At 59.6% G+C, this 25,851-nt stretch carries 20 protein-coding genes; 6 read left to right on the top strand and 14 right to left on the bottom strand.

What is annotated here, in order from left to right; genetic code table 11:
• Positions 1-138: 138 nt before the first annotated feature.
• A complete protein-coding gene (ypfJ, locus tag CCANI_RS07700) occupies positions 139-1,029 on the top strand; it encodes a KPN_02809 family neutral zinc metallopeptidase (RefSeq protein ID WP_146324860.1) in 891 nt (296 codons plus the stop codon).
• Positions 1,030-2,115: 1,086 nt separating this feature from the next.
• On the opposite strand, the gene CCANI_RS07705 is transcribed toward ypfJ, so the two are convergent.
• Together CCANI_RS07705 and CCANI_RS07710 are read right to left on the bottom strand one after the other, a co-directional pair.
• Positions 2,116-4,161, bottom strand: coding sequence for a VWA domain-containing protein (locus tag CCANI_RS07705; protein WP_146324862.1), 2,046 nt, complete (start codon positions 4,159-4,161; stop codon positions 2,116-2,118).
• A gap of 150 nt (positions 4,162-4,311) precedes the next feature.
• The gene (locus tag CCANI_RS07710; RefSeq protein ID WP_146324863.1) at positions 4,312-6,906 is read right to left on the bottom strand and encodes a DEAD/DEAH box helicase; all 2,595 of its coding nucleotides are present in this window, start codon (positions 6,904-6,906) and stop codon (positions 4,312-4,314) included.
• Positions 6,907-6,991: 85 nt separating this feature from the next.
• Between CCANI_RS07710 and CCANI_RS07715 the strand changes: the two genes are divergently transcribed.
• Complete coding sequence (locus CCANI_RS07715) at positions 6,992-7,561, top strand: TetR/AcrR family transcriptional regulator (RefSeq protein ID WP_186750310.1); 570 nt, start codon at positions 6,992-6,994, stop codon at positions 7,559-7,561.
• 5 nt (positions 7,562-7,566) lie between these two features.
• Positions 7,567-8,277: a hypothetical protein gene (locus CCANI_RS07720; protein ID WP_146324867.1), complete on the top strand. Its 711-nt coding sequence runs from the start codon at positions 7,567-7,569 to the stop codon at positions 8,275-8,277.
• Positions 8,278-8,283: 6 nt separating this feature from the next.
• On the opposite strand, the gene hisS is transcribed toward CCANI_RS07720, so the two are convergent.
• Both hisS and CCANI_RS07730 read right to left on the bottom strand, forming a co-directional pair.
• The gene (gene hisS / locus CCANI_RS07725; protein ID WP_146324868.1) at positions 8,284-9,567 is read right to left on the bottom strand and encodes a histidine--tRNA ligase; all 1,284 of its coding nucleotides are present in this window, start codon (positions 9,565-9,567) and stop codon (positions 8,284-8,286) included.
• 9 nt (positions 9,568-9,576) lie between these two features.
• The gene (locus CCANI_RS07730) at positions 9,577-10,218 is read right to left on the bottom strand and encodes an MBL fold metallo-hydrolase (RefSeq protein WP_186750313.1); all 642 of its coding nucleotides are present in this window, start codon (positions 10,216-10,218) and stop codon (positions 9,577-9,579) included.
• 102 nt (positions 10,219-10,320) lie between these two features.
• Between CCANI_RS07730 and CCANI_RS07735 the strand changes: the two genes are divergently transcribed.
• Positions 10,321-11,163 (top strand): peptidylprolyl isomerase, encoded by an 843-nt coding sequence (locus CCANI_RS07735; RefSeq protein ID WP_146324872.1) that lies wholly within the window; start codon positions 10,321-10,323, stop codon positions 11,161-11,163.
• 160 nt (positions 11,164-11,323) lie between these two features.
• On the opposite strand, the gene CCANI_RS07740 is transcribed toward CCANI_RS07735, so the two are convergent.
• Positions 11,324-12,412 (bottom strand): DDE-type integrase/transposase/recombinase, encoded by a 1,089-nt coding sequence (locus CCANI_RS07740; protein WP_290210812.1) that lies wholly within the window; start codon positions 12,410-12,412, stop codon positions 11,324-11,326.
• Complete coding sequence (locus CCANI_RS07745) at positions 12,412-12,912, bottom strand: transposase (protein WP_146325764.1); 501 nt, start codon at positions 12,910-12,912, stop codon at positions 12,412-12,414. The genes CCANI_RS07740 and CCANI_RS07745 overlap by 1 nt, the downstream gene beginning before the upstream one ends.
• A gap of 223 nt (positions 12,913-13,135) precedes the next feature.
• Here CCANI_RS07745 and CCANI_RS07750 point away from each other — a divergent pair, with 223 nt between their 5' ends.
• Both CCANI_RS07750 and CCANI_RS07755 read left to right on the top strand, forming a co-directional pair.
• A complete protein-coding gene (locus tag CCANI_RS07750) occupies positions 13,136-13,393 on the top strand; it encodes a hypothetical protein (protein WP_146324535.1) in 258 nt (85 codons plus the stop codon).
• 389 nt (positions 13,394-13,782) lie between these two features.
• Positions 13,783-14,136, top strand: a complete 354-nt coding sequence (locus CCANI_RS07755) for a cupin domain-containing protein (protein ID WP_146324536.1) — start codon at positions 13,783-13,785, stop codon at positions 14,134-14,136.
• A 654-nt stretch (positions 14,137-14,790) separates the two neighbouring features.
• On the opposite strand, the gene CCANI_RS07760 is transcribed toward CCANI_RS07755, so the two are convergent.
• The 8 genes from CCANI_RS07760 to CCANI_RS07795 form a co-directional block, all read right to left on the bottom strand.
• Complete coding sequence (locus CCANI_RS07760; protein WP_186750266.1) at positions 14,791-16,068, bottom strand: MFS transporter; 1,278 nt, start codon at positions 16,066-16,068, stop codon at positions 14,791-14,793.
• Between the two features lie 465 nt (positions 16,069-16,533).
• On the bottom strand, positions 16,534-17,511 hold the full coding sequence (locus tag CCANI_RS07765) for a glycine betaine ABC transporter substrate-binding protein (RefSeq protein WP_246118224.1): 978 nt from the start codon (positions 17,509-17,511) through the stop codon (positions 16,534-16,536).
• 5 nt (positions 17,512-17,516) lie between these two features.
• Positions 17,517-18,251, bottom strand: coding sequence for an ABC transporter permease (locus tag CCANI_RS07770; RefSeq protein WP_146324538.1), 735 nt, complete (start codon positions 18,249-18,251; stop codon positions 17,517-17,519).
• Positions 18,248-19,471: an ABC transporter ATP-binding protein gene (locus CCANI_RS07775; RefSeq protein WP_146324539.1), complete on the bottom strand. Its 1,224-nt coding sequence runs from the start codon at positions 19,469-19,471 to the stop codon at positions 18,248-18,250. The genes CCANI_RS07770 and CCANI_RS07775 overlap by 4 nt, the downstream gene beginning before the upstream one ends.
• The gene (locus tag CCANI_RS07780) at positions 19,464-20,105 is read right to left on the bottom strand and encodes an ABC transporter permease (protein ID WP_146324540.1); all 642 of its coding nucleotides are present in this window, start codon (positions 20,103-20,105) and stop codon (positions 19,464-19,466) included. The genes CCANI_RS07775 and CCANI_RS07780 overlap by 8 nt, the downstream gene beginning before the upstream one ends.
• Positions 20,106-21,374: 1,269 nt before the next feature.
• Positions 21,375-23,663, bottom strand: coding sequence for a RelA/SpoT family protein (locus CCANI_RS07785; protein ID WP_146324541.1), 2,289 nt, complete (start codon positions 23,661-23,663; stop codon positions 21,375-21,377).
• Positions 23,664-23,670: 7 nt separating this feature from the next.
• On the bottom strand, positions 23,671-24,228 hold the full coding sequence (locus CCANI_RS07790) for an adenine phosphoribosyltransferase (protein WP_146324542.1): 558 nt from the start codon (positions 24,226-24,228) through the stop codon (positions 23,671-23,673).
• On the bottom strand, positions 24,225-25,787 hold the full coding sequence (locus CCANI_RS07795; RefSeq protein WP_246118225.1) for an ABC transporter substrate-binding protein: 1,563 nt from the start codon (positions 25,785-25,787) through the stop codon (positions 24,225-24,227). The genes CCANI_RS07790 and CCANI_RS07795 overlap by 4 nt, the downstream gene beginning before the upstream one ends.
• Between the last annotated feature and the right edge of the window lie 64 nt (positions 25,788-25,851).

Genomic DNA, 25,851 nt, shown 5'->3' on the forward strand with positions numbered 1-25,851 from the left:
CTTAACGCAAGCCGCGCCACCCCACCCCTAGCATGACAAAAAGCGTATACCTGTGCTGATCGACGTCATGCGGGATTTATCAACATTCTTAGCGTGCAGCCCCACGATTTCCTAATTAACATATGCGATAATACGGCCATGACCTTTCGCGATGACGTCACCAGTTCCGGCCCCCGCGCACAAAAACGAGGCCGCGGCACACCCGTAGCCATCGGCGGCGGAATTGGCACACTCGTCTTAGTAGCCCTCTACGTGCTCATGGGCGGCAACCCCGAACAACTCAATGAAATGCTCGGGCAACAAACCCAGCAAGAGCAGCCGGCGCTCCCCGGCCAAGAAGGCAAAACCGGCCTGGAGCACTGCAAGACCGGCGCGGACGGAAACGCCCACGTAGACTGCCGCATCGACTTCACCGCGCAATCGCTGGATGCGGTGTGGCAAAAGGAACTACCCGCGCAAGCAAACCTCGATTACACACTGCCGCAAGTGGTCATGTTCGACGGCGCGACCAACTCCGGCTGCGGGCGCGCCTCCGCCGCCACGGGGCCCTTCTATTGCCCACGAGATGAAACGGTGTATTTCGACCTTTCCTTCTTCGACCAGCTCGGGCAATTGGGGGCGAAAAACACGCCATTCGCGCAGCAATACATCGTCGCACACGAATTTGGTCACCACTTGCAGAAGCTGGAAGGCACACTCAGCTTAAGCAACTACAACGAACCCGGCGCAGACTCCAACGCCGTAAAGATCGAACTGCAAGCCGACTGCTACGCCGGAGTGTGGGCGCACCACGCCGACGAAGGCGAAAACGCCTGGCTGAAACAACTCAGCCAAGAAGAAATCCAAAGCGCCATCGTGGCCGCCCAGGCCGTCGGTGACGACAATATCCAGCAACGCTCCGGCGGCGAAGTACGGCCCGACACATGGACCCACGGATCCTCCGAGCAACGCGCCGAATCATTTAAAGCCGGGTACCAAACCGGCAAAATGTCCTCCTGCGACACCCTGCAGCGCGGCGTATACCGCTAACACTTGCGGGTTCTGATCAGCGCGATCACGGCGGTGCACGCGTGGTGGAGTTTCCGCAGGACGGGTGAACTTGCCGTGTCGGATCTGCCTGAAGCAGGACTAGGTGACGGGTTTATTTCGCGAAAGTTCTAGCCTCGTCGTGTGGGTGCCTTGTGTCAGGGAAGCTCCGCCAGCTTCTGCTTGCCTATAGGTTGTGTGCGGCTCGGGATAGATTGTGTGCAGCCGCTGACCTGCGATGGTCCGGAATTTCTTCATTGAGGTGCTCAACGAAGAATGGAAAGACGAGCTGCGGCGTTTTTGGGCCAGATTCGTCCGGAATTTCTTCGTAAGACCCCCGAATGAAGAATAGAAAGACGAGCCCAGGTCGGCGGTTGCACACAACACATCGACGACCTCGGCGGTGGTGCACAACCTAGTGCCGCTGGGGTGGCTTGGGGGCCGAAATCGGCTAATGGGTTTCCGCGCTCAGGCAGATCCGACACGCCGGGGTGCTCGGGACGGTATTTCCGCAGGAACGCAACACGGGCGCGTTAGATCTGCCTGAGGCAGATGTGGCGAGGCCGATGGTTCGGGATAATTTGACCCTGATCGTCTGGGAAGCTCCGCCAGCTTCTGCCTGCCGATAGGTTGTGTGTGGCTCGGGATAGGTTGTGTGCAGCCGTTGACCTGCGATCGTCCGGAATTTCTTCTTTGGGCACCTCAACGAAGAATGGAAAGACGAGCTGCGGCGTTTTTGGGCCAGATTCGTCCGGAATTTCTTCGTAAGGTCCCCGAATGAAGAATAGAAAGACCAGCCCAGGTCGGCGGTTGCGCACAACCAATCGGTGACCTCGGCGGTTGCGCACAACCCATCGGCGGTGTGATTTGGAGTGGCCGAAATCCGCCGACGATTTTCCGCGTTCAGGCAGATTCGACACGCCGAGACGCTAGGGACGGTGTTTCCGCAGGACGCCGAACCCGCCGCGTTAGATCTGCCTGAGGCAGATTTGACAGGGCCTGATAGTTCGAAAAAGTTCAAATTCTACGGGAGAAATTCGGGATGCGGCCGCTGATACCCAGGCCGGTTGAGTCGCAACCCGCGCGGCGCTAACTCTTTCGGGTTTTGATCAGCACGATCACGGCGGTAATCAGCACCGCCGAGGCAGCCACCCCACCACCGACGATCTTTAGCGCGGGGCTGGCACCGGTCGTGCGTGCCACCGGGGAGGCGTTGGTGGGTTGACGCGACCCTTTTTGCTTCCCGTTTGTCAGGGCCTCGGTGGTTGCCACCGTATTGAACTTTGGCCCGACCACTTCCTTGCCGTGAGGTTTCAGGGTCAGCCGGTATTTCACGGTCGGCGCGGCGGGGGCGTCGTCCGCGATATTGCCGGCGATATTGATGTAGCTCAGCGCCACGTATTGTTTGCCGCCCATCCAAAACGATTGGGCGCTGGTATCGTTCGCATCCACATTGGCGTAGGACACGGGGTACATGGTGCCAAAGGTGGCGGGCTCGGCGATCTTGGCTAGGTCGATTTCCCTGTGCCCAATGATCTCCTGCGGCTGCCCGAGTGGATTCAGCGCTTGGATTTCGATCGCGCGCGCGGAAAACGCAGCATCGGCACCCGCCCCAGGCTCCACACCACCATCGAGCTCCGCCTCCGCCCCAGCCTCCACACCACCATCGAGCTCCGCCTCCGCCCCAGGCTCAACACCAGGCTCAACCCCAGCCACCTCCTCCGGGGATTCCTCCTGCGAGCGCAACACCTCGAACGTACCGTCGAGTGCCTGGCCCCAGCTAATCGGCACCGCATAGAAATGGGTCTGGCCCTCCGCGATTTCCCCATAGGTAGTACCCACAAGATCGTGCGCCCCGTCAGGCTGCGTGGCGGGCGGCACGGCCACCACGTTTTCCTCGGAGGAGAGCACGCTGAAGTCCTGCTCTTGGCGCGCCTGGGAGGCCACGGAATTGAAGTCGTCGCCAAGGTTTTCGGGCTCCGGCACCGCCGCCAGCGTCATATCAAGGTCCACGAAGTCGTGGAACTCGTTGGAGCGCATCATGCCGATATCCAGGTAGACGTCCGTGTCGTAGCAGGGGGAATCCTCGTCATAGTGCTCCCCCACCAAAAACCCGGCGATGGGCGCGGTGGTGTCCATAAAGTTTCCGCGCCCAGATCCGCTGTTGCTGGGGCAATCCACCAGCAGGTTGTCTTGTTCGTATTGCAGCGTTGGGGAGAAGACCACCCCGCCGCCGGCACCGCTTCCGCCCTTGGGCACGGCCGTAAACCCAATGTGGATTCGATGCCCGCGCGGGATGCGCAGCTTCAACACGTTGTGGTTGTCTTCTTCTTCGGATTCCCTCAGCGTGCGCGCTGTCATCCGATGCGGCCGTTCCAGGGTGCCCAGTTTCACTTCCGGGGCTTCTTCCCTGTTTTTGCCAAAGTGGACGATTTCGGCGGGGTATTGGTAGCTGCCTTGATCCACCCGGGTGGTCATTTTTCCTAGGGTGGTTCGCAATGCATCCTCGGTATTGGCGTCTGCGTAGGTGCCTTCGGTGGCCTGGGCGATGCAGGTGAGTTCGTCCCGCGCGGCGTCGTCAACCATGAAGCCTATGGTGTGTACCACGAGGTCGCCGCCGTATTCCGCGTTGATGTGTTGCGCCACCTCGCACGCCGGAGGAGGAGCGCACGTATCGACGCCGCCCGCTACCAGCACCACGGCACGCTTACCGCTGTCCGGCAATAGCTCTTGCGCCCGTGTCATCGCGGCCCCCAATGGCGCGTAGCCGCGCGGGGCCAAGGTATTTACCGCTCGTTTCATATCCGCCACGGATTGCTCCCCGTGGTGGCCCAGCACGGAGATGTCCTGGCAGCCCGTTTCGCGTTCCTCCTCGCCGGGGCCCGTGCCCGTGCCTACGGCGACCATATTGAGGTTTGCGTGGGCTGGCGCGGCGTCGAGAAACTCCTGTACGGCGGTTTTCACGGTGTCTATGCGGGTGCGCCCCTCGGCGTCAGTGTCCATCATGCGGGCCGAAGCGTCCACTACGACGACCGTCGGGTCCATGGTTGGTTGTGCCGTTACGGTTGGTGGGGCGAGCAAAGTCCCCAGGCCAATCGACGCTGCAATTGCCGCCACCGTACGGGCTACATTCATAACATTTCCTCGTCATAGGTGAAAGAACGCCAAACACAAGAGTAAGAGCGAAACGAGAACCTTACCCGAAAACGCGGTATTGCAACACAGAATAGTTACCAATCTGCGACAGAAGAATTGCTACCCCGAAGTGGCGCGCTGAGGTGAAGCTTAGGCGTCCATATGCCAACGCGCGCGCTCCGCGGCGATAATCTTGGCCGCCAACTCCCCTTCCGTAATGTCCACGGCGTCATCAACTTTGGCGGATTCGCTCGGGCGGGCGTAGGCGTCGAAGATGCTACGTTTGGTGGCCAGCATCTCGAGCATGCGTTCGTCAGCGGTATCGTCGGCGACCAGCCGGTGGACCTGCACCACGCGGGTTTGGCCCATGCGGTGGGCGCGGGCCACGGCTTGATCCTCAAGCGTGGGCTTTACCTGCGGCTCCACCAAAATCACCACGGCGGCGGCCTGAATGTTTAGACCCACCCCGGCGGCGGTGATCTGCGCCAGCAGCAGGCTGCCCGGCGCGGCGGTGGCCAGCGCGTCGACCAGCTCCTGGCGGGCGGCGGGCGCGACCTGGCCGGTGATGGTACCCACCACGCGGTCCCCGAACGTATCGGCGAGACGTTCCAGCACCGGGAGGAAATAGGAAAACAGCAAGACCCGGTCCCCGTTTTCGGTCGCGTGTTCCACGATGGTGCGGATGCGTTCCAGCTTTGCGGGCTCCGCGTTCGGGGTAAGCATCGGGGCGCGGCGGATCTCCATCCAATTGCCGCTGCGCACGGCTGCGAGGTAGTGTTCGCGATCGTCCTCGTTGAGCTCCACCCAGTCGATATGCTCCAGCCGCTCGGGCAATTCATCAAGGACGTCGGCTTGATTTCGGCGCAAATACGCTGGCGCGATGGCGCGCCGCACCCCCAACGCGCTGCCGGTATTGCTGGGAACAAGGTCCGGCTGCAGGTAACCCACCAGGGTCAAAAACTCCGAAACCCGGTTTTCCAGCGGCGTGCCCGTAAGCAGCAGCGCATGCGTGGCGGCGGAGATCAATTCGGACACCGCGACACTGCGGCGCGTGCGCGGGTTCTTCAGGTAATGCGCCTCGTCGGCAACGATCACCTGCGGCGGCGGGGCGAACTCCAAGGTGCGGGCGCCATCGTACGTACATATCAATACGCCGCCGTGGGACTGCCACGCCCCCAGCGCATCCTGCTTAGCAACCCCGTGCGCAACGTGCACCGGCAAGGTGCTAAACGCCCGCAGCTCGCGGACCCAATTGACCACCAAGGACGCCGGGCACACCACCACGCTGTGCGAGGTGCCCTTGGCGTGCAGGTGCGCCAGCATCGCAATGGCCTGCATGGTTTTCCCCAGGCCCATCTCGTCGCCCAAAATGGTCTTCTTTTGCACCAGGGCGAAGCGCGCGCCAAAGGATTGGTAGCCGCGCAGGTGCAATTCCCGCAGCAGCGAGGCATCCAGGCGCAATGCGCGGATTTGTTCGATGATGCTGGTATCGAGCAGATCATCGGAAACCTCGATATCCAGGCCGAGCAGGGTGGTCAGCAAACCCTGATAGTGCGCGGGGCGCTGCAGGTAATCTTCCCAGGCGCCATCGCCGATATCCACCACATTGCGCGGTTGGAACAACCCCGGGCTGGCCAGCGCCCAGGCCGCATCATCGAGGAAGGTTTGGAACGTAGTATCGCCTTGCGGCACCATCACCCGCCATGGGTCCGGGCCGGGCGTGACGTCCGGCAAGGCCTGAGCGTATTCGATAATACGCCGCTTGCGCGCCCGCTCCGCGGGGTCAAGTTCGACCAATTGACCGAAGCGATACAGCACCCGCACCAGGCTCATCGCCGGCGCGGAAGGCACATCGCCGATGCGCGTGGAGTTTTCGGATTTCGCCTCGTTCAACAGGGTCTGGGCGGCAGCCTTCATGCGGCGCGCGGTCTGCTCCCCGATCCCCCGCACGGCGGTCAGCGTGCTCATGGGCACGGTAAGCACATCCGCCACGGTGGCCACATTGATGGTGTCCAATCCGGCGAAGCGCAATTGCCCTTTCGTGGCTTGTTTCAGCATGTCAACCGGCATGCCCGCAAGCAATTCCGTGACCCGCTGCTCGGTGAGCTCCCGCAGGGCGATCTCCGCTTCGACGCGCAACCGCAGCTCCGAATCGGGGTGTTGCATCACGTCCCGGGCCAACGCCCGCAACCCCGCCACGGTCACGGTATCTAGGGATTCTTCCGTGGCCGCCCGCAAACCTAATGCCTGGGCCAGGCTGCGCGCCGCAAAGGCAGTGTATAGCTCCGGGTAGCCCGTCGTTTGTACATTCGAATAGCTGAGCGCTTGACGTGCGGCCTCGAGGATGGGCTGCACGCGCTGGCCCGCCGGGGCGTCGAGAAGCGCGGCTAATTCGGCGGCTGCGGAATGCCCTTCGGCGACGTTCGCCATGCCGAACATACGCTTGAATAACCCGGCGGTGGCCTGCGCTGCCTTCGGGCGCAACGCCGCCACCTGTCGGGAATATTCGGCGAAGGATTGCAGCGCGTCCTCCACGCCCGTGTGGTGCGCCATCTCCGCGTGCAGGTACACGTCGTGCCAGTGCACCACCCCTGGCGGCAAGACGTGCGCCGCCCCTAGACAGGGGTGCTCCGCGACTGTCACCGGCGTCTGATACAGCCTGTCCCAAACGTCGCGGGCTTCCGCGGCCTGCGCGAGGACGTTGTCGGCACGGTGCAAGAGGGCGGTGATCTGCTCGCGGTTCATGGTATTGCATTTTCCCACACCGAGCGGATATGGAGGCTGGACTATCGGTTATTATGGGGGTGCACGCCGCACGAAAGGAGCCCCAGTGCGTTCCGACGCCCGCGCCCGCCGCCAGCGCATCATCGAGGCCGCTTGCGAGATTTTTCGCACCCAGCCGGACAATGCGCCGCTCGAAAACATTGCCGAACACGCCGGGGTGGGCATTGCCACGCTCTACCGCAATTTCCCCGACCGCGCGGCCCTGATCCACGCCTGCGCCATACACATGTTCGAGCAGGTTCTTGCGCTGCAAGAGGAGGTGCTGGCGGGTATCGACGCCGCGCCGGAACGCCACTGGTTCCGCTATGTGGACGCGTTTATCACCCTCGGCGTGGGCCCGCTCGCCGCCGCCTTCGCGCCCGATAACCTCAACGAACTCCCGTGCGAACTCGCCGAGCTGCGGGCGCGCGCTTCCCACAACGGCGAGGCGATTATCGACGCCGCGAAACGCCACCGGCTCGTCGCGGGCGACGTGAGCCACGAGACCTTTATCGTGGGGTTGCTGGTGGTGGCGCGGCCGCCGGTGCCGGGGGTGCTCACGATTCGCCCGAATATCACCACTGAGCTCGTGGATCTCTATCTCACCGGCCTCAAGCACGGCCCGCAGCTACGCTGAAAGGCATGAATCGAGCTACTGCTTTTATCGCCGCTTTTAACGACATTGAGCAATACCTCCGCCGCAATTACGGCAGCCGCAATGCGGAAGGATTTCGAACGCTAGTCCGGATCGCAATGCGGGAGCAGGCGCTCCCCCAACCTCAGGCCGATGCCCTGTTCGCCTTTGCGGACCTGCGCAACGCCATCAGCCACGGCACCTACCACGAGGGCCGTCCGATCGCCGAACCATTCGAACACACGGTAACGGAGATCGAGGCGCTGCGGGACCTGATCACCCAACCCCCGACCGCGCTGGCCGTGCTCGGTGAACGCTCCCCCGACGTGGTCACCCTGGCGACCACCATCCACGACGCACTGAAATTGCTCCACGGCGAAAGCCTGTCCGTGCTCCCCGTGTACGCCAAGAGCTTTATCTTCCTGCTGACCACGGATATGATCGTGCGCTGGGTGGCCGAGGACCTAGAGGACGATGGCCGCCTCGACGCGCATTCCGTTGGCGACCTCGCCCCCTACGTATCCCCCGCCGATATGGCCTATTTCTCGCGCGCGGATATCAGCGCCGCCACCGCGATCCACCACTTCACGGACCCCGGGCATTCCGGCCTGCTGCCGCGCGCGATCATCATCACGCCGAAAGGCAGCCCGAAGCAATACCCGCTGCGCGTGATCGATCGCTCCGAACTGCCCAAATTGGTCCAGGCCCTGGACTTCTAGGGAGTTTTAGCCGCGCTCCAGGCGCGCCTGCAGGTGGCGCACCACATCCGCCAGCGCGACGGTGGTTTGCTCGTGCGCCTGCAGGTCTTTCACCGCGACCTCGCCGGCCTCCAGCTCGCGGTCACCGAGCACCAGTGCGAATTGCGCGCCCGCCCGGTCCGCGCCCTTCATGGCGCCCTTTAAGCCGCGGTCGCCATAGGACATATCCGCCGAGACGGAAGCGGCACGCAATTGATCCACCAGGCGCACCATCTCGCGCTTGGCTGCCGCGCCCAAGGCCACGCCGTACACGTCCACCCGGCGACCCGCGCTTGCCGAAACCCCCTCCGCCTGCATCGCCAGCAATGTGCGATCCACGCCGAGGCCGAACCCGATGCCGGAAAGGTCCTGGCCGCCGAGTTGGGACATCAAACCGTCATAACGGCCGCCGCCGCCAATGCCGGATTGCGCGCCCAGCCCATCGTGCACAAATTCGAAACAGGTCTTGGTGTAGTAGTCCAAACCACGCACCATGCGCGGATTGATCTCAAAGGCCACGCCGAGATCCGTAAGCAACCCGGTGACGGTTTCAAAGTGCTCGCGGGTCTCCGGGGACAGGTAATCCAGCATCAATGGCGCATCGGCGGTCATTTCGCGCACCGCGGGGCGCTTATCGTCCAGCACGCGCAGCGGGTTGATCTCCGCGCGGCGGCGGGTTTCCTCATCCAGCGGCAATGCGAACAGGAATTCCTGCAGCTTCTCGCGGTACGCCGGCCGGCACGTCGCATCGCCCAAACTGGTGAGCTCCAGGCGGTATTGGGTGAGCCCCACCGAGGCGAAACAACGATCCGCCAGCGCGATCACCTCCGCATCGAGCGCGGGATCGTCCACACCGATGGCCTCCACGCCGACCTGTTGCAATTGCCGGTACCGCCCCGCCTGCGGCCGCTCATAGCGGAAAAACGGGCCGGAGTACGCGAGCTTGACGGGGAGCGCCCCACGGTCGAGCCCGTGTTCGATTACCGCGCGCATCACGCCCGCCGTCCCCTCGGGGCGCAGAGTCACAGAACGCTCGCCGCGATCCGCAAACGTATACATTTCTTTACTGACGACGTCCGTCGACTCACCGACACCACGTGCGAACAGCGCCGTATCCTCGAAGATGGGCAATTCGATGTGCTCATAGCCTGCGGCATGGGCGTGACCGGTGAACCTATCGCGCACGGCTAAAAACTCGGACGATGCCGGGGGCACATAGTCCGGCACCCCCTTGGGGGCAGTGAACGATTGCAGCTTCTTGGATGTAGTCACGAATGAAGATTATACGACCAAACCCTGCAGATACGGATTCCGCGCCCGCTCCGCACGCATCGTGGTCACGGGCCCGTGACCTGGCAACAGATGCAACGCGTCCGGCAACGCCAACACCGGTCCCGCCAGCGTACGGCGCATCGCCTCCGGATCCGAATGCAAAATATCCGTCCGGCCCACCGAGCCCTGGAACACCACATCGCCGGTGAAACAGACCTCGTCGCCCTCCAACATGACGCTGCCCGGCGAATGCCCCGGCGCATGCCGAACGGCGTATTCCGAACCCACCACATCGATAACATCGCCGTCGCCGTAGAAGCGTAAGTCTTGCACGGGCGGCATGTTCGCGGCGTCGAAAAGCATTGCGGTGTGCGGGGCGACGCCGACGTCGGGGTTCATAATCATAAAGGCGTCATCCTCATGAATAAACACCGGCACACCGAACTTACGTCCTACGGCGGCGTTACGCGTGTGGTCGATATGCCCGTGCGTGAGCAACACCTTATCAACCACAAGCCCCTGATCAGCGACAATCTTGCTGATGCGCTCCTCCGAATACATGCCGGGGTCGATGATGACCACGTGCCCCTCATTGACAATCAGATAACAATTAGTCTTAAACGGCCCGGCGGCAAAGCCCTGAATCTCCATGAAGACCACCCTAAAGGTTGAGCCTAACCCACCGCTACAATAGCCTCGGCAATACAATAATCTGCAAGTAACGAGCTCAACACCATAAGGACTGTTTACAAGGTGAGCAATAAGGAACGCCGCACAGAAGCACTGCGCGAGCTTGAACGAGAATTAAAGTCCCGCGACCGCGCCGAAAAAACCAAACCACTCGGGGTAGTTTTCGCTTCCGTGGCGGTCATCCTGGCAATCGTCGGCGGCATCTGGTGGGCCACCACCAGCGGAAACAGCGACGACGAAGAAACCACCGCCAGCTCCAGCAGCACCACCTCCCCCGCGGAAACCGCCCTGGAACCCGTATCCACAAAACGGCCCACCGCGCTGCCCGAAACCGTCACCTGCACCTATAACGACGCCGGCGACCCCGCACGGGAAGTAAGCAAACCGCCGACGGAAAACGTGTCCACCCAAGGGACCGTGGAGGTGGAATTGGACACCAGCGCAGGCAAAATCGGCATGAAGCTGGATCGGTCCGTATCCCCCTGCACGGTGAACGCCATCGAGCACTTGGCTAAAGAAAAATACTACGATGACACGATCTGCCACCGCCTGACCAGCTCCGGGCTGCACGTGCTGCAATGCGGCGACCCGAGCGGCACCGGATCGGGCGGACCCGGATTCCAATTTGCCAACGAACACCCGACCGACAGCGCCACGCAATCCGCAACCGTCAACTACGGCCGCGGGACGATCGCCATGGCCAACGCCGGCAAAGACACCAATGGTTCGCAGTTCTTCCTGAACTACGGGGACTCCCCGCTGCCGACCGACTACACCTACTTCGGGCAAATCAATGAGGAAGGCCTGAAAACCCTGGATAAAATCGCCGAAACCGGCGTAAAGGACGGGGCACCGGATGGCGCGCCCGCCGAAGAAGTAAAGATCAAGACGGCCTCGGTCAAGTAGATCGCAGCACGCGCAACGCCTCCTGGAAACAGGGGGCTTAGCTATTGATTGCCAGAGATGGTTCTCATAATAATCTCAGCACATATGTACTAGTAGTGCACAATATATCGGAGTTCGCCGCGTGCCATTGAGTTGTGAACTTCTTTGATTGTTCTTGGTTTTATTGTACTTGGTTTTGTGGGGTTGGTGGTGGTGTTCCGATTTTGATGCCGACGGTGGCTGGTGGTGGTTGGAACATGGATCGTGGTGGGCGTCGTTGGGGGTAGGTGTTGTAGTAGATTTCTTCCTTTGCTTTGCGGTGTTTGAGTAGTGGTTTCCATTCGCCGGTGTAGACCTGTTGTGGGGTGAATCCGGCGAGGCCGCTGTGTGGGTCGTGGTTGTTGTAGGCGTCGATGATGGAGGCCATGGTGTTGGCGGCGGCCTTGATATTGGGGTAGCTGGTTAAGGCGTAGCGGTGGTGTTTGAGTGTGCGGTGGGAGGATTCTTCGAAAGGGTTGTCGTTGGATACTCCGGGGCGGATGAGTGAGAGTTCTACGCCGTTAGCGTCGAGCATTTGGCGCATTTGGGTGGAGGTCATGACAGCACCGTTGTCGGTGTGCAGGACTCGGACCTTGGCGTGGTTGAGCTGCTCGGCGGCGATGACTTGGGCGATGAGGTCGGTGGCGATGTGTTTGTCTTGGCGCAGTTGTACGGTGTGGCCGACGATTTTACGGGAGTGCAAGTCCAGCACGGTGTAGAGGTGAAATCCCTTGGTCATAAAGGATCCGGGGAGCCAGGTGATATCCCAGCACAGGACTTCGCCGGGCCGTGTCGCGGTCACTATGCGTGGTGGTTGCGGCGCCCGTGGCGCGCCGTGGCGCAGCGGGTCTGGCACCGTTTTGATTTCATTGTTCACGCGGTAAAACGTCCGCAATGAGCCGAGCAAGGGCTCCTCGGAATCGACATGGCTGAAAAAGATTTTATAGACCGATAATCCCTGCTCACGACCGTCGCGAAGCAATGCGGCGATACGTTGACGCTCCGGGGCGCTAATCGTTTTCGGCGGCGCGGCCTTTGGGTGTTGTGGTGGTTTCTTCGGCCGCGGATGCCGCCGGTAATACAGGGTTGTTTTCGCAAGCCCAAGCAGCTTCAACGCCGCGTTTTGGGTATAGCCAGCCGCCGCAAGCAACTCTAAAATATGGTCTTCAAGCTTAACGAACTCATCGAAATCGGCTTGCTGCTCTGGGGAAAGTTTCCGGCCACCACGCATCAACGATCGGTATATTTTTGCATGGCGGCGATAGCTTTTCCCATCGCCTCCACCGCCTTGGCATGCGCAGTGGTGGCAGCATCCTTATCCGCAACCACCTTTTCCAATTCAGCGATCCGCGCCTCCAATTTGGCGTGACGTGTTTCCCACTTCGCGCGCGCAGTCTCCCACTTCGCGCGCTCGGTCTCCAGCTTCGCACGCTCCGCCCCCAGCTCGGCGTTAAGCGCCTCCAACTCCTGATTGCGCTGTGTCAGCCGAGAAAACTCCACGATATTTTCATCACTCATAGGAATATTTTCTCGCGGTGTTAACCCGATGTCGAGCGTGCCCGCCGCAAGCTGCCGCCGCCACAAATACAACTGCCTCGGCGTCACCCCGGCCGCCCGGAGGAACTCTCCCTTCAGACCATGCTTGGTCTCCGCATGGGCCAACACGATCTCCCGGCGCTGCTCCGCAGTAAACGTCCGGTCCGGATCTACCGGAGGGATCTGTACAGACATCTTGAACCTTCCTTCCTCATCCCCATGACCATCACGGGGACCTCATCCCCATGACCATCACGGGGAAGCTTCCGAAAGTTCACATCTTCAATGGCAAAGTACGGTTTGCGGATAGACTTTCGGATAAAGCGCTCAAGTTTTTTAAAAGGTTCTCTTGCTTTTTTGCGAAACCCGGGCTACCTTAAAGCTCAGCTCGCTAAAACTCAAGACGAAAGGCGTGTTCATGAAATTGCTTACCCGCAAGGGCCTCACCGCTGCAATGGCTGCCGTTGCTATCTCGATGACCTCCGTTACGGCTGCACCGGTCGCATTCGCGCAGGACTCTTCCTCCACCACGAAGGGCGACAAGGACAGCAAGGATAGCACCAACGCCCTCGAAAGCATCGTGGACGCTATCGAACTCGTTGCTCGACTCTTCGGCGGCATCACCAAGCTGCAGGGCAACTTTGATAAGTTCTTCAAGGGCCTTGGCTCCGCCTAAACACGGCAACGAAGACTAGTTTCCCACTCAGCGCATACCAAGCTGGGTGGTTTTTTATTGGGTTCGGGGTGTCGGGTTGGACAGATGCCCGCATCCTTTTTCTGAGAATTAGCTGAATTACACGCTTGTTGACGCGTCAAAAGACGCGACGCAGATCATCTAAGGCAAAACGCCCCCATTACTGGTGGCGCACAAAGAAATCTGGGCCGAGTTGGGGCCGAACCCCAGCGACAGGCCCAGCGGCTGCGTTCTAGGTCGCGGGCGGCGCGGTCAGCGACGCAGCACTGGTCTCAGCCATAGATCTCACTTGCGTGGATTTGGGCAAACCGGAAACGAACAACAATCGTGATAAGATTAGACGTACCTAAACCTTAGCGTGAGGAGCGCGCATGTCGCATACCAGCAATTTGTCAGAATCTATTGTCGCTACGGATGTTTACCGTGATCTCCCCGTCGTGAAGGATTCCACGACATCGCGGGTGCTAGTAAATAATTCCTTGCTACGCCACGTGATGTTCTCCATGGATACTGGCCAGGTCTTAACTGAGCATTCCTCCCCTCGGGCTGTCATCGTCAATATTCTGGCAGGCAAACTCGCGTTCACTATTGACGGTGTTGTCCACGAGGTTGAAGCTGGCGATGTTATCTACTTAGCCCCCAATGAACGACACGCGGTTGAAGCACTCGACAAGACGTACATGTCGCTGACACTGGTTGTGGCCGAAGATGGCGGCGATAAGTAAACCAAAGGAAACTCGCCTGTAAGGCCACTGTCCCCTAGCCAAAATGAGGAAAACTGTGCTACACCCCGGCAGGCTGGAAATGACCACGGCCCTACCGGAGTACTCCAGGCTAGCTAGCAACGATACGGTGGCGGAATCTGACCCTGGGGTGGGTTAAACCGCATCCTTGCTACTAGCCAAACAACTGGGGGCTATGCCAGTGGGATCCCAACCCACAAGGCTCTCACGCACTTGCCACCGTACTGGAGCGTTTCCCAACACAACTGGGCTTCACCGTCCGCAAAACTCGACACAATTCAGGGGTTTATTCACGGGGCCTGTTTGGGTGAACTAGAATCCCGCCCACTGCACATCTGCTGCCATCCGTGTGCATGCAGATGTGCCTGAGGCGGATCCTGCACTGTCGCGTTTCCCCAGGATAATTCGACCCGAAAGTAAGGCAGATCCTGCGCGGCAAGGCAGATCGTACAGGGGCGTTTGGGGCGGAATCCGGCGGTGCGCAACCAATGTTATTTTCAGCGTTTTCCAAGCAACCGTTACCGATGGCGCGCACCAACGACTCGGCTCGGCGCAATTTTTTTGGAGCGTGCTTGTTCACCCAAACAAACACCGTGAATAAACTTCCAGCTCTCACCTAATGACAACGTGATCTGCTTAAGAATTGTCGACAACCTTTTCTTCCCTAAAATTCACATCAGCTCGAAGCCAGCGAACGGCAATTGCGATTAAAAACGCAACAACAAGGAAATAAACTGCAATATACAACCAACCAATATCTCCGGCGGGAGCAACATAGCCACTAATGACTGGCCCTACAATGGTAGCTACGCTAAAGCCAAACCCGAAGAACGCCATCCGATACGTTTTTTCCGGCCCATCCACATAAGGCAAGATCATGCCATATATCCCGCTGGTCTGTAATACTGCACCAACGGTTATAAGAATTATACCCGCCAAAAACAAAACTGTAGCTAACAAAGGTCTTGCAGTCTGGACAGCTAAAATAGGAAGAACACAACCCGAAGCAATGACGAGCGTGGAAAACATTGTATAAGTAGAAGCTCTGCGCCACACCTCAGTCCCACGAGACAATGGGCGTTGAAGGATAACAACCAAGAAGGTGTTAAAAACCATCACTATACTTGCCGTCCACGGCGGGATCAAAGATTGTTGCGCTAACCAATACGGAGCAATAATCGTAAAAATAAACGTATGTAATGACAGTGCTCCGTTCATAACGGTAAGCAGAACAAGTTGAGTTGGCAGCCGTGATTTCACCCCAGAATCGCGCTTCTTTTCCCCAGCCTTGGCGCTATCCCGCGAGTGTTTAGGCAGCCATAGGACCAAAATGAGTAATCCAATAAAAAAGAGACCAGCGGAAAGAAAATACAACAGGCGATAGGCTTCGGGGGTTCCAACACCAATGGTAATTCCGGCAATCATCCCCCCAATACCGAACCCCAGATTCCTCAGCATCCGATAGTTCGCCAATAACATTGTGGATCGCTCTGGCGCATCACTGAACGTGAGAACTACAGATTGCGCTATAGGGCCAGCAACACGTCCCACTATTCCCGCAATAAGCCCACCGACAACACCGATAGTGAAATTAGGAGCTAAGGTCATCAAGAGGAACCCGACACCCCTTATTCCGCTAGTTACCCACAAGGCTCTGCGAGGACCAAAAGTATCCGCCAGCTTCCCACCTGGCGCTAAACAAACGAGGGATACAATGCCCACAGCTGCGAGGATCATTCCTGAATCTCGGCCATCTATTGCCCACACGGTAACAAAATAGAGGAAGGAGGTGCTGAGATAACTGCCTAAACCAATCGCATCCAAAAGCATCGCTGAATACAGAGCAAATTCACCCGGCGCAAACCTCGTTGATTTTCTCACGAAAACAACCAACGCTGTATCCTCCTTAGCCATTCCCGCGTGTAAGAACTCTACGTTGCCTCTAAGTTTGGAATTTCTTCCCAGAAACGCAAAGCTCATAGCGAGCGCAGTCGCCCACCTGGCGATGATTCTACATATAAATCAGCAAACTCCCCTACCTGATCAAGTCGATAATGTCGAGCGGTCGGGACGCGGCATGGATAGTCTGGCTGGCAATCGCAACCATCGACGGCCTCGTCAAAGCCCAGATTCCGGTACTCGTACCGGCCATATCTATAAGGTCACCCGCTTGCTCGCTCGTCACCGGTACCCCAGTCAGTTTTTCGATACGGATATAGGGACAAAGTCGGGTTAGGACCCCTAGCAAGGGATAAAAAACAAGCCCCAGGTCGGCGGTTGCGCGAAACCTATCGTCGCAGGTCAAAGACTTGCGGCGCTCACCCACCGGGACGCGCGGGCCAGATAAAGTCGGGCGCAAGCGCCAATAAAGGTTTCGCATTATCCAATAAATCCCTGCTCCTGCATCCATTCAAAGGCAACCTGGCTAGGGTCAGCGCCTTCAACGTCGACTTTATAGTTAAGGCCGCGCATAGTGTCGTCGTTAAGCAAAACCGCAACTTCCGCAAAACGTTGTTCTAGCTCTGGATACCGTTGCAGAAACTCTGTGCCAAACACGGGGGCGGCGTTATAGGCGGGGAAAAACTGCTTATCGTCCTCCAAAACCACCAGGTTCAGCGATTGGATACGGCCGTCGGTAGTGAAAACCTCGCCGAAATCGCAGGCGCCATCGGCGGTCGCTTGGTACACGGTGCCGGTATCCATCAGCGAAATATTCCCTTCCGGCACGCCGTTGCTATCGCCCCTGGGCAAGCCGTAAACCTCCAGCATCGGGTTGAGGCCGTCTGTTCGAGAATTGAATTCCGATTCCACGCACAGGGTACGATCCGCAGCGGGGACCTTCGCCATGTCCGACAATGTGGCGATGCCGTGTTGGTCGGCGTACTCAGCGCGCACCGCGAAAGCGTACGTATTATTCAGCGGAGCGGCGGCGCCCCAGGTCAGGCCGTTCTGCGCATCCTCGTCGTGCACCGCCTGCCACTGCTCGTGCTGGTCCGGAATGCCGGTTTCGTGGCCAAGGTAGGTCAGCCACGCGGTGCCCGTATATTCGAAGAACACATCGGCCTGCCCGGAAACCATGAGGTTACGCACGGGTTGGGAACCGGGGACGTTGGTCATGTCCACCACGTCAAAGCCGGACGCCTGCCCGATCAACACGGCGATCTTGCCTAAAATCAGCTGCTCGGTAAAGCTTTTCGACGTCACCACGAGCCTCTCCCCCTCCGCGCCCGAGACAGGCTTCAGGCTGCCTTCGCTTATCGACGGCACGGTGGTTGCTGATGGACGCAGCCCACAACCGCTCAAGCCAACAAGCATGGCCATGAGTAGCGCGATGACCTGCATCGTTTTTGTCCGCATGATGATCACTGTCCTTTCGGCCGCAGCAGCTGTTCAAAGACGCGGGCAATCCAGTCGATGAGGAGCGCTAAGAGGGCCACGAGCAGCGACCCTGTGATCAGCACTCGGTCCAGTGCAAGGTTTACGCCCGTGGTAATCAGCAGCCCTAATCCCCCGCCATCAACAAAGGTGGCCAGCGTGGCGGTGCCGACGAGGAGCACCAACGCGGTGCGGATGCCCGCCAACATGATCGGTACGGCGAGCGGGAGTTCGATGCGGAACAGGACCGCCAACGCACTCATGCCCATGCCTCTACCGGCTTCAATGGTATTTCGATCCACCGCGTCCAAGCCCACCATGGTGTTTTTCAATACCGGCAGGAAGGCGTACAGAATCAACGCGGACACCGCCGCTTTAAAACCAAATCCCAGCCAGAACGCAAATAGGACCACCAGCCCGATCACCGGGGCTGCCTGGCCAACATTAGCCAGCATCATGACCGGAGTGGTCAACCAGCGGAGCGGCTTCCTTGTCAGCAGCACGCCCAGCGGGATGGCCGTGACCAGTACCACCAATGCGGCGACCAGCGTGAGGGAAAGATGCTGCATTGTTAATTCCCAAAGGTACGGAACCGTCAGGGTGACCTGTTCCGTTGTGGTGAGGTCGGCGTTAAAAATCCAGAGCGCGATCAACCCCAACGCTAGGAATATCGCCAGCGGTTGGATCACTAACGGCCATATGTTTTTCCCAGAACTCTTCATGACGATTCCACATCCGCATTGGTGCCCACCGGGGCAGGCGCATTGGCTGAGGTTTGGCGGAGTTCGGCGATGGCGTGCATGACCGTTTCCACATCAATGACGCCGTGAAGCACGTGACGAGGCCCAACCACCAGGGCCGAACCGCTGCTGGATACCAGCATGGTGTCGAGCGCATCGTTGAGCGTAGATAAGGTGGATACCACTGGAAGATCCTTGGCGCGCCTGTTCAAAATCGCAGGCATAGTGCGCAATTGCTCCCGGGAAAGCCACGCCAACGGGCGATGCTTATGATCCACGATCACCACGTGATTGTGGCCCGCGGCCTCGGCCGTGCGTATCAGCTGGCGGGGGTCATCACCGGGCTTGCCAACCGTGGCGGACAGCAAATCCACGTCCTTGACGCGTTTCAAGTTAAGCTGCTTCAGCCCGGCACCGGAACCGATGAAGTCCTCGACAAATTCATCGGCCGGTTCAGCGAGAATCCGCTCAGGTGTGTCGTATTGGACGATGTGCGCGCCGTCGTTAAAAATGGCGATCCAGTCCCCGAGCTTCAACGCCTCATCGAAATCGTGCGTGACGCACACGATGGTTTTGTGGAGCTCCGATTGGATATTGATCAGCTCATCCTGCAGGTGCTGCCGGGTTATCGGATCCACGGCCCCAAAAGGCTCATCCATCAGCAGCACCGGCGGATCCGCCGCTAGGGCTCGCGCCACCCCCACCCGCTGTTGCTGTCCACCGGAAAGTTCCTTCGGGTAGCGGTCTCGATAAACCTCCGGGTCAAGGTTTACCAATTCCAAGAGTTCATCCACGCGGGCGGCAATGCGCTTTTTATCCCATTTCAGCATCTTGGGCACCATGGCGATATTCGCACCCACCGTTAAATGCGGAAGCAATCCACCCGCTTGAATCACATACCCGATTCCCCGCCGCAGTTTATCGCCATTAATGTGGGTGACGTCCTCGCCATTAATCACAATCCGCCCCTCCGTCGGTTCGATAAGGCGGTTAATCATTTTCAGCGTTGTGGTTTTGCCGCAGCCCGACGGCCCAACAAAAACCACGATCTTGCCAGCGGGAATTTCCATGGTTAACTGGTCCACCGCGGCCTTTTTGGAGCCATACCGCTTAGTCACATTCTCAATAAGAATCGCGGCCCCGCCCTGGCCCGCACCCCGCGTGGCAAATTCCGCTTCAGTGTTTACATTCTGCTCAGACACGAATACCCCTTGAGGTAGTTAGGCGACCTATTACAAGCAAGGCCGCATCAAGAATAAGAGCCAAAATAACAACAGCGATAACACCAGTTGCCACCGACTCGAAGGAATTAGCCCCGCCCAGCCGAGACAAACCGGAAAAGATATAGCCGCCCAAGCCGGGCCCTAAAGCGTATGCGGCAACCGCGGCGATCCCCATGGTCATCTGGGCTGATACCCGCATACCTGCAAGGATGACCGGCCAAGCGAGCGGCAATTCAACGGTAAAAAACGTGGCGATGCGGCTCATGCCAATTCCCCGCGCGGATTCCACAATGGCGGCATCCACTTCCGATAAGCCCACCACCGCATTACGCAAAATGGGTAGGATGGCAAAAAACGTCACCACCGCAACCGCTGGTGTGACGCCAAATCCCAACGGGATAATCAGCAAACCAATGAGCGCGAAAGACGGAATGGTCAATCCGATCGCAGAAATTCCGTTTGCCACCGCTGTCAGACGATCGCTGCGATAACAGAGCGCGGCGACGATAATGGCGAGCACGGTTGCCAATATCAGGCACTGCACAACGAGGCTCATATGCTGCCAAGACGCTGCGGCTATTTGTTGCCACCGCTCGGAAATAAAGTGCCACATTACAAATCATTCCTCAGGATCATTCCGCGGAGTGAAGAATATTTCCTTACACCCCCATGCAACCGAGCCTACCGAAAGCACTTCAAATACCAGCTGCACATCCACTACGTAGCGATATTGAGGCACTTCATCCCCTACTTGTTGTCGCTTTGGCAAACCGGTTTGATAGCCACTTGCAAATGCGGTGTTTGTGCTTGTTATCACCGAATTGGCGAACGATCGCTTTAGCGCCATTCGCCCGCTTGAAATCCATCACTCCACCAAAAATAGTGAGATGGATCATATCTTTATGTTTTTAGTCAACCGCGCGCAAACGGTGTCGCCTTACGCTCATTGCACGCACCAAAACCGGGCTTTAAGCGCGTGGGCTGGGGTTTCGCCCGCCGCAGCGCACACCTATATTGCGTATCGACGCCGCGCACCCACCCCTTAGTCAGGCAGATTCGACATGCCGGGGCGCTCGGGTCGGTGTTTCCGCAGGAACACGAAGCCGCCATGTCAGATCTGCCTGAGGCAGATTTGCAAGGGCCGATCATTCGGGCAGATTCAAACCGCGCATGGGTGATTCGGAGTGCGAGCGCCCAAGGTTTCACGCGCGCTGCGCACCCAAACTTCGGCAGTTGGGCTTCGTTGTTGAGGTCGTTGTGCTGCGGTCGCCGGCCCACGAAACCCTCGGTCAGGCAGATTCGACATGCCGGGGTGCTGGAGTCGGTGTTTCCGCAGGAACACGAAGCCGCCATGTCAGATCTGCCTGAGGCAGATTTGCAAGGGCCGATCATTCGGGCAGATTCGACACACAGGTCATCGAGCGACGCCGTTTCCGCAGGAGCGCGAAATGGTCGTGTCAGATCTGCCTGAGGCAGATTTGCCAGGGCCTTTGGCTCGGGCAGATTCAAACTGTACGCGGGTGGTTTGGGGTGCGAACGTCCAAGGTTTCGCGGCGCTGCGGACCCAAACTTCGGCGGTTGGGCTTCGTCGTTGTGGCTACTGTGCTGCAAACTCCGGCCCGCGAAACCCTCGGTCAGGCAGATTCGACATGCCGGGGCGCTCAAGTCAGCGTTTCCGCAGGAGCGCGAAACCGCCGTGTCAGATCTGCCTGAGGCAGATTTGTCGGGGCCAGATGGCTCGAAACAACTCAAGCTGGGCAAGGCAGGTGAGGGTGCGGCAGCGGGTGTTCGGGCTGGCTGAGTCACAACCCGGGCGGCATTCGGCGAGCGCGCGGGGGTGCGACCTATCGGCGCAGGTGGGGCGACGCCGCGCACCCGCCTGCTAGCTGCCGGAGGTCACACGGTACACGTCGAAGACGCCTTCAATGTTTCGGAGTTGCGTCATGAGGGAGCCGAGCTGCTTGGTATCGGATACCTCAAAGGTAAAGCGCGCCACGGCCACATGGTCCTCCGCCGAATGAGAATTCATGGCTACCACCGCAACCTTTTGCTCGTTGATCACGCGGGTGAGCTCGAACAAGAGGCCGTGGCGGTCTAGGGCCTCCAATTGCAGCGTCGCGGCGAAGGCGCTGTGCCCCTGGGAGGCCCACTGGACCTCGATAAGGCGTTCGGGCTCTTCGCGGAGCTTTTCGGCATTCGTGCAATCTGTTCGATGCACGGAAACGCCACCGCCACGGGTGACAAAGCCGAAAATGGCATCCCCCGGAACCGGCATACAGCAGCGCGCGAGCTTGGCCATAATGTCCGGGCTCCCCTCCACCAGCACGCCGGTGCCTTCGGATGAGGATGCAGGTTTGCGGCGCTGCGCCACGAGCTCGCTAAATGGGGTGCGGGCGGCGAGCGCGTCGGTTGCATCTTCTTGGTCGCCGAAAATGGCTACCAAGCGATTGGCCACGTGGTGTGCGGACACTGAGCCTGCCCCGATGGCCGTGTACAGGGCGTCGACATCCGCGTAGTGCAGCTCAGCGGCCACGGCCTTCATGGATTGCGAGGTAAACAGCCGGTGCAGCGGCAACCCACCGCGCTGCACCTCGGCGGCGAGCGCATCACGGCCGGCCTCGATGGACTCCTCGCGGCGCTCCTTGGCAAACCACTGGCGGATCTTGGCCTTCGCGCGCGGGGACACCACGAACTTTTGCCAATCCTTGCTCGGCCCGGCGGTGGGATCCTTAGAGGTAAACACCTCCACGCGGTCGCCGGATTTCAGCGGCGATTCCAAGGCCACCAGCTTGCCATTGACCTTGGCGCCGATGCAGCGGTGGCCGACCTCGGTGTGCACCGCATAGGCGAAATCCACGGGGGTGGCGTTCACCGGCAGGTTGATCACATCGCCCTTCGGCGTAAACACGAAAATCTGTTTGGCGGTGAGGTCGTACCGCAGGCTATCCAAAAACTCGTTCGGGTCGGCGGCTTCCTTTTGCCAATCCAGCAACTGGCGCATCCACGCCATCTGGTCCACCTCGGACTGCTCGCCGCTGTGATTGCCCTTGGTTTCCTTGTACCGCCAGTGCGCCGCGATGCCGTACTCCGCGTTATAGTGCATCTCGTGCGTGCGGACCTGCACCTCCAGCGGCTTACCCCCCGGCCCCATCACCGTCGTGTGCAACGATTGGTACACGCCGAAGCGCGGGGCGGAAATATAGTCCTTGAAGCGGCCCGGCATGGCCGAATACAGCGAATGCACCGTGCCGATCGCGGCGTAACAATTGGGCACATTGTCCACGAGAATACGGATCCCCACGAGATCGAAAATCTCATCGAAATCCCGGCCGCGCACGATCATCTTTTGGTAGATGGACCAATAGTGCTTCGGCCGCCCCATCACCTCCGCCGGAATGTGGTTTTCCTTCATCGTGGCGGTAACGCTGGTAATGATCTCCTGCAAGTAGCGGTCCCGCGACGGCGCGCGATCCGCCACGAGGCGCACGATCTCCTCGTACTTCTTCGGGTACAGGATGGCAAAGGACAGATCTTCCAGCTCCCACTTGATCGACGCCATCCCCAATCGGTGCGCCAGCGGGGCGATCACCTCCAGCGTTTGGCGCGCCTTTTTCGCCTGCTTTTCCGGCGGCAGAAACCGCATGGTGCGCATATTATGCAACCGGTCCGCGACCTTGACCACCAGCACGCGCGGATCCTGGCTCATGGCCACGATCATCTTGCGGATGGTCTCGGCCTCCGCCGCCGCGCCGAGCGCGACCTTGTCCAGCTTTGTCACGCCGTCCACAAGCCGGGCCACCTCGGCGCCGAAATCGGCCTCCAAATCCGCCAATGAATAGGACGTATCTTCGACCGTATCGTGGAGCAGCGCCGCCACCAGCGTGGTGGTGTCCATGCCGATCTCCGCGGCAATAGTCGCCACCGCCAATGGGTGCGTGATATACGGGTCCCCGGACTTGCGGAACACACCATCGTGCAGGCGCTCCGCGGTATCATAGGCGCGCTGCAGCACCGCAATATCCGCCTTGGGGTGGATCTGCCGGTGGATGCTCACCAACGGATCCAACACGGGATCGATTTTCACCCGGGAGCCGGTCAAGCTGCGGGCCAAGCGAGCGGACATGCTACGCATGTTGACTTGCTGCTTTGCTGGTTTGCGGTCAAAGCTCATCTGCGCTCTAGCCCCTCAGTGAAGAATCTTCCTGCGAGTTAACCACGGTAAGCGGCAGCCCGGCAAGCGCCTGCCGACCCCCTAACCCCGCCACCTCTAACACCACCGCATGACCAACCACCTGGGCACCGCAACGTTCGAGGAGCCTGCGAGCCGCAATCAGCGTGCCGCCGGTGGCCAGCACGTCGTCGACAAGCATAATCTTGCGCCCCTGAAGCGGGATGCCGGACGCGGGAACCTCGAGTGCTGCCATACCATATTCTAGCGCGTACTCCTGCGTATGCACTGGTGGCGGCAATTTCCCCTGCTTACGCACCGCCAAAATGCCCAAGCCCAACTTATACGCCACCGCGGAACCCAGCAGGAAACCGCGCGCATCGAGCCCGGCGATCATATCCGCCCCCTGCTCCTCGCACGCGGCGGCCAGCGCATCGATAACCAGTTGGAACGCCTCGGCGTCGGCGAGCACCGGAGTCAGGTCTTCAAAAACCACGCCTTCGACGGGGAAGTGCTTGACGTACCTAATATTGTCCACCAGCGCTTCCCGCGCATTGGCATAGCTCATTGCTGCTCACTCTCCTGCCAGCGTTCCATGTTCCAACCAATGCCGGAACCGGAAGAATTCAACACCACGTTGCGCACGGTCCGATCCACCACAAACGTGCGTGGCTGCGGCGCCAGCGGGATGGTGGGAACCAAGTCCCACAGGAATTCCTCCGTCGCCCGCAGCGCCTCCGCGTTCGAACCGGTCGCATCGCTATTTCCATAGTTCAACATTGGATCTACTGCGAGCAAAACGGCGTCGACTTTACCCACGGCCTCCCGCTCTTCGCCGTCAAAGTGAACGTGCCTCACATCCTGCAGGAATTGCGCTTCGCCTGACGCGTCTTCGATGGTTACCCCCGCCGGCTCGCAGGAGCGCTTCATGGCGTCGATCATGGCGCGTTTCCGCGGGTCAGGGCCCCGATAACCTATGCGAATGGTCTCCCCACGTAGCTGCTCTGCGCGGGGAATATCCACCCCCAAGTGAGCCTCCGCAATTTGCTGTGTTTGCGCATTCGCCGGGTCATCCACCGTGGTCAGCCGCGTCCCCATGGGGGTAACGGGCACACCGCTCTTGTGTGCCGACGCCGTGGCCACCGCCCGCTGATCCACGCATGCCGCAAACGCCTGCCGCGCCTCCTTTGATTCCAAAACGCCGGAAGTGCCCAGCATAAGCACCTCGTTCATATCCCCCACCACCGGCGTAATATCGAACGGATTTTTGGGGTCGTCGCGGTTTACCCAATCCGGCTGGCTCGACCCCACCAGGTCCGCGATATTGATCTCGCCCGCGGCGGCGCGCTCCTTGGCGTCCACGGTGTCCGGCCACAGCGTGACCGCCGAAAGCGTGCTCTTATCCCCCACGAAATGCTGATTACGGGCTAGGTGCACCGCGCCCTTTTCGTCGACGCGTTCGATGCGGTACGGCCCGGAGGATACCTGCAGCTCTGGATCGAACAAGTCCAGCTTAAAGCCGTCCCGCCAGATCTGCGCCACGTCCTGCAAGCCGTCGCGATCGTTTTCCATCAGCCGCGTGGTCAGGTCCTCTAGGCTCAGCCCGGCCTTTTTCGCTATGGCGTGCGCGGGCAGCACCGTGCCGGGGGCGAAAAGTTGCCGCCAGCGCGCCCCGAGGCGGTCTTTAAAAAAGACCGTGAATTGCTTGTTATTGGGCCGGCATTCCAGCTTTTCCACCTGTTCCATCAGGGGAATATAGGATTCGAACAGATCTGGCATCACGCCCGCCTTATAGGCGAGCAGGAAGTCCGCGCAGGTGACTTCCGTGCCATCGGAATACTTCGCGGTTTTCGCAATTGTGTACGCCACCTGGCGGCTTTGCCCGGGCAGCGCCTGCGCCACGGCAAAATCCCGGTTGGGAATCAATTGCCCCCGCTGCCCCACCACGAATACGGAGGGGTAGAGCCGCCCCGCCAGCACCTCAGCCTGGGTGGATACGCCCAGCTGGCTGCCCGCATTCGTGGTGAGCAGGGGGCTCGCCGTCAGGTAGCCGAATTCCACAATGGGCACCCGCTCTTGGGTGGAGCACGCCGCCGCGACGCCCGCCACGGAAACTAATGCGATCACCGCTGCGATCCGACGACGGATACTTAGCCAACCTGACACAGAAACATCGACCTCCACAGATTTG

The organism is Corynebacterium canis (assembly GCF_030408595.1).
GTDB lineage: Bacteria > Actinomycetota > Actinomycetes > Mycobacteriales > Mycobacteriaceae > Corynebacterium > Corynebacterium canis.

What these genes read in the sequence shown, in the direction of transcription:
- CCANI_RS07710 (WP_146324863.1), bottom strand. Translation starts at nt 6,906, where the DNA reads ATGAACCGCGAGCAGATCACCGCCCTCTTGCACCGTGCCGACAACGTC.
- CCANI_RS07770 (WP_146324538.1), bottom strand. Translation starts at nt 18,251, where the DNA reads ATGAAGAGTTCTGGGAAAAACATATGGCCGTTAGTGATCCAACCGCTG.
- CCANI_RS07780 (WP_146324540.1), bottom strand. Translation starts at nt 20,105, where the DNA reads ATGTGGCACTTTATTTCCGAGCGGTGGCAACAAATAGCCGCAGCGTCT.
- CCANI_RS07740 (WP_290210812.1), bottom strand. Translation starts at nt 12,412, where the DNA reads ATGCGTGGTGGCCGGAAACTTTCCCCAGAGCAGCAAGCCGATTTCGAT.
- CCANI_RS07765 (WP_246118224.1), bottom strand. Translation starts at nt 17,511, where the DNA reads ATGCGGACAAAAACGATGCAGGTCATCGCGCTACTCATGGCCATGCTT.
- CCANI_RS07705 (WP_146324862.1), bottom strand. Translation starts at nt 4,161, where the DNA reads ATGAATGTAGCCCGTACGGTGGCGGCAATTGCAGCGTCGATTGGCCTG.
- CCANI_RS07790 (WP_146324542.1), bottom strand. Translation starts at nt 24,228, where the DNA reads ATGAGCTATGCCAATGCGCGGGAAGCGCTGGTGGACAATATTAGGTAC.
- CCANI_RS07760 (WP_186750266.1), bottom strand. Translation starts at nt 16,068, where the DNA reads ATGGCTAAGGAGGATACAGCGTTGGTTGTTTTCGTGAGAAAATCAACG.
- CCANI_RS07730 (WP_186750313.1), bottom strand. Translation starts at nt 10,218, where the DNA reads ATGGAGATTCAGGGCTTTGCCGCCGGGCCGTTTAAGACTAATTGTTAT.
- CCANI_RS07750 (WP_146324535.1), top strand. Translation starts at nt 13,136, where the DNA reads ATGAAATTGCTTACCCGCAAGGGCCTCACCGCTGCAATGGCTGCCGTT.
- ypfJ (WP_146324860.1), top strand. Translation starts at nt 139, where the DNA reads ATGACCTTTCGCGATGACGTCACCAGTTCCGGCCCCCGCGCACAAAAA.
- CCANI_RS07785 (WP_146324541.1), bottom strand. Translation starts at nt 23,663, where the DNA reads ATGAGCTTTGACCGCAAACCAGCAAAGCAGCAAGTCAACATGCGTAGC.
- CCANI_RS07745 (WP_146325764.1), bottom strand. Translation starts at nt 12,912, where the DNA reads ATGTCTGTACAGATCCCTCCGGTAGATCCGGACCGGACGTTTACTGCG.
- CCANI_RS07755 (WP_146324536.1), top strand. Translation starts at nt 13,783, where the DNA reads ATGTCGCATACCAGCAATTTGTCAGAATCTATTGTCGCTACGGATGTT.
- CCANI_RS07720 (WP_146324867.1), top strand. Translation starts at nt 7,567, where the DNA reads ATGAATCGAGCTACTGCTTTTATCGCCGCTTTTAACGACATTGAGCAA.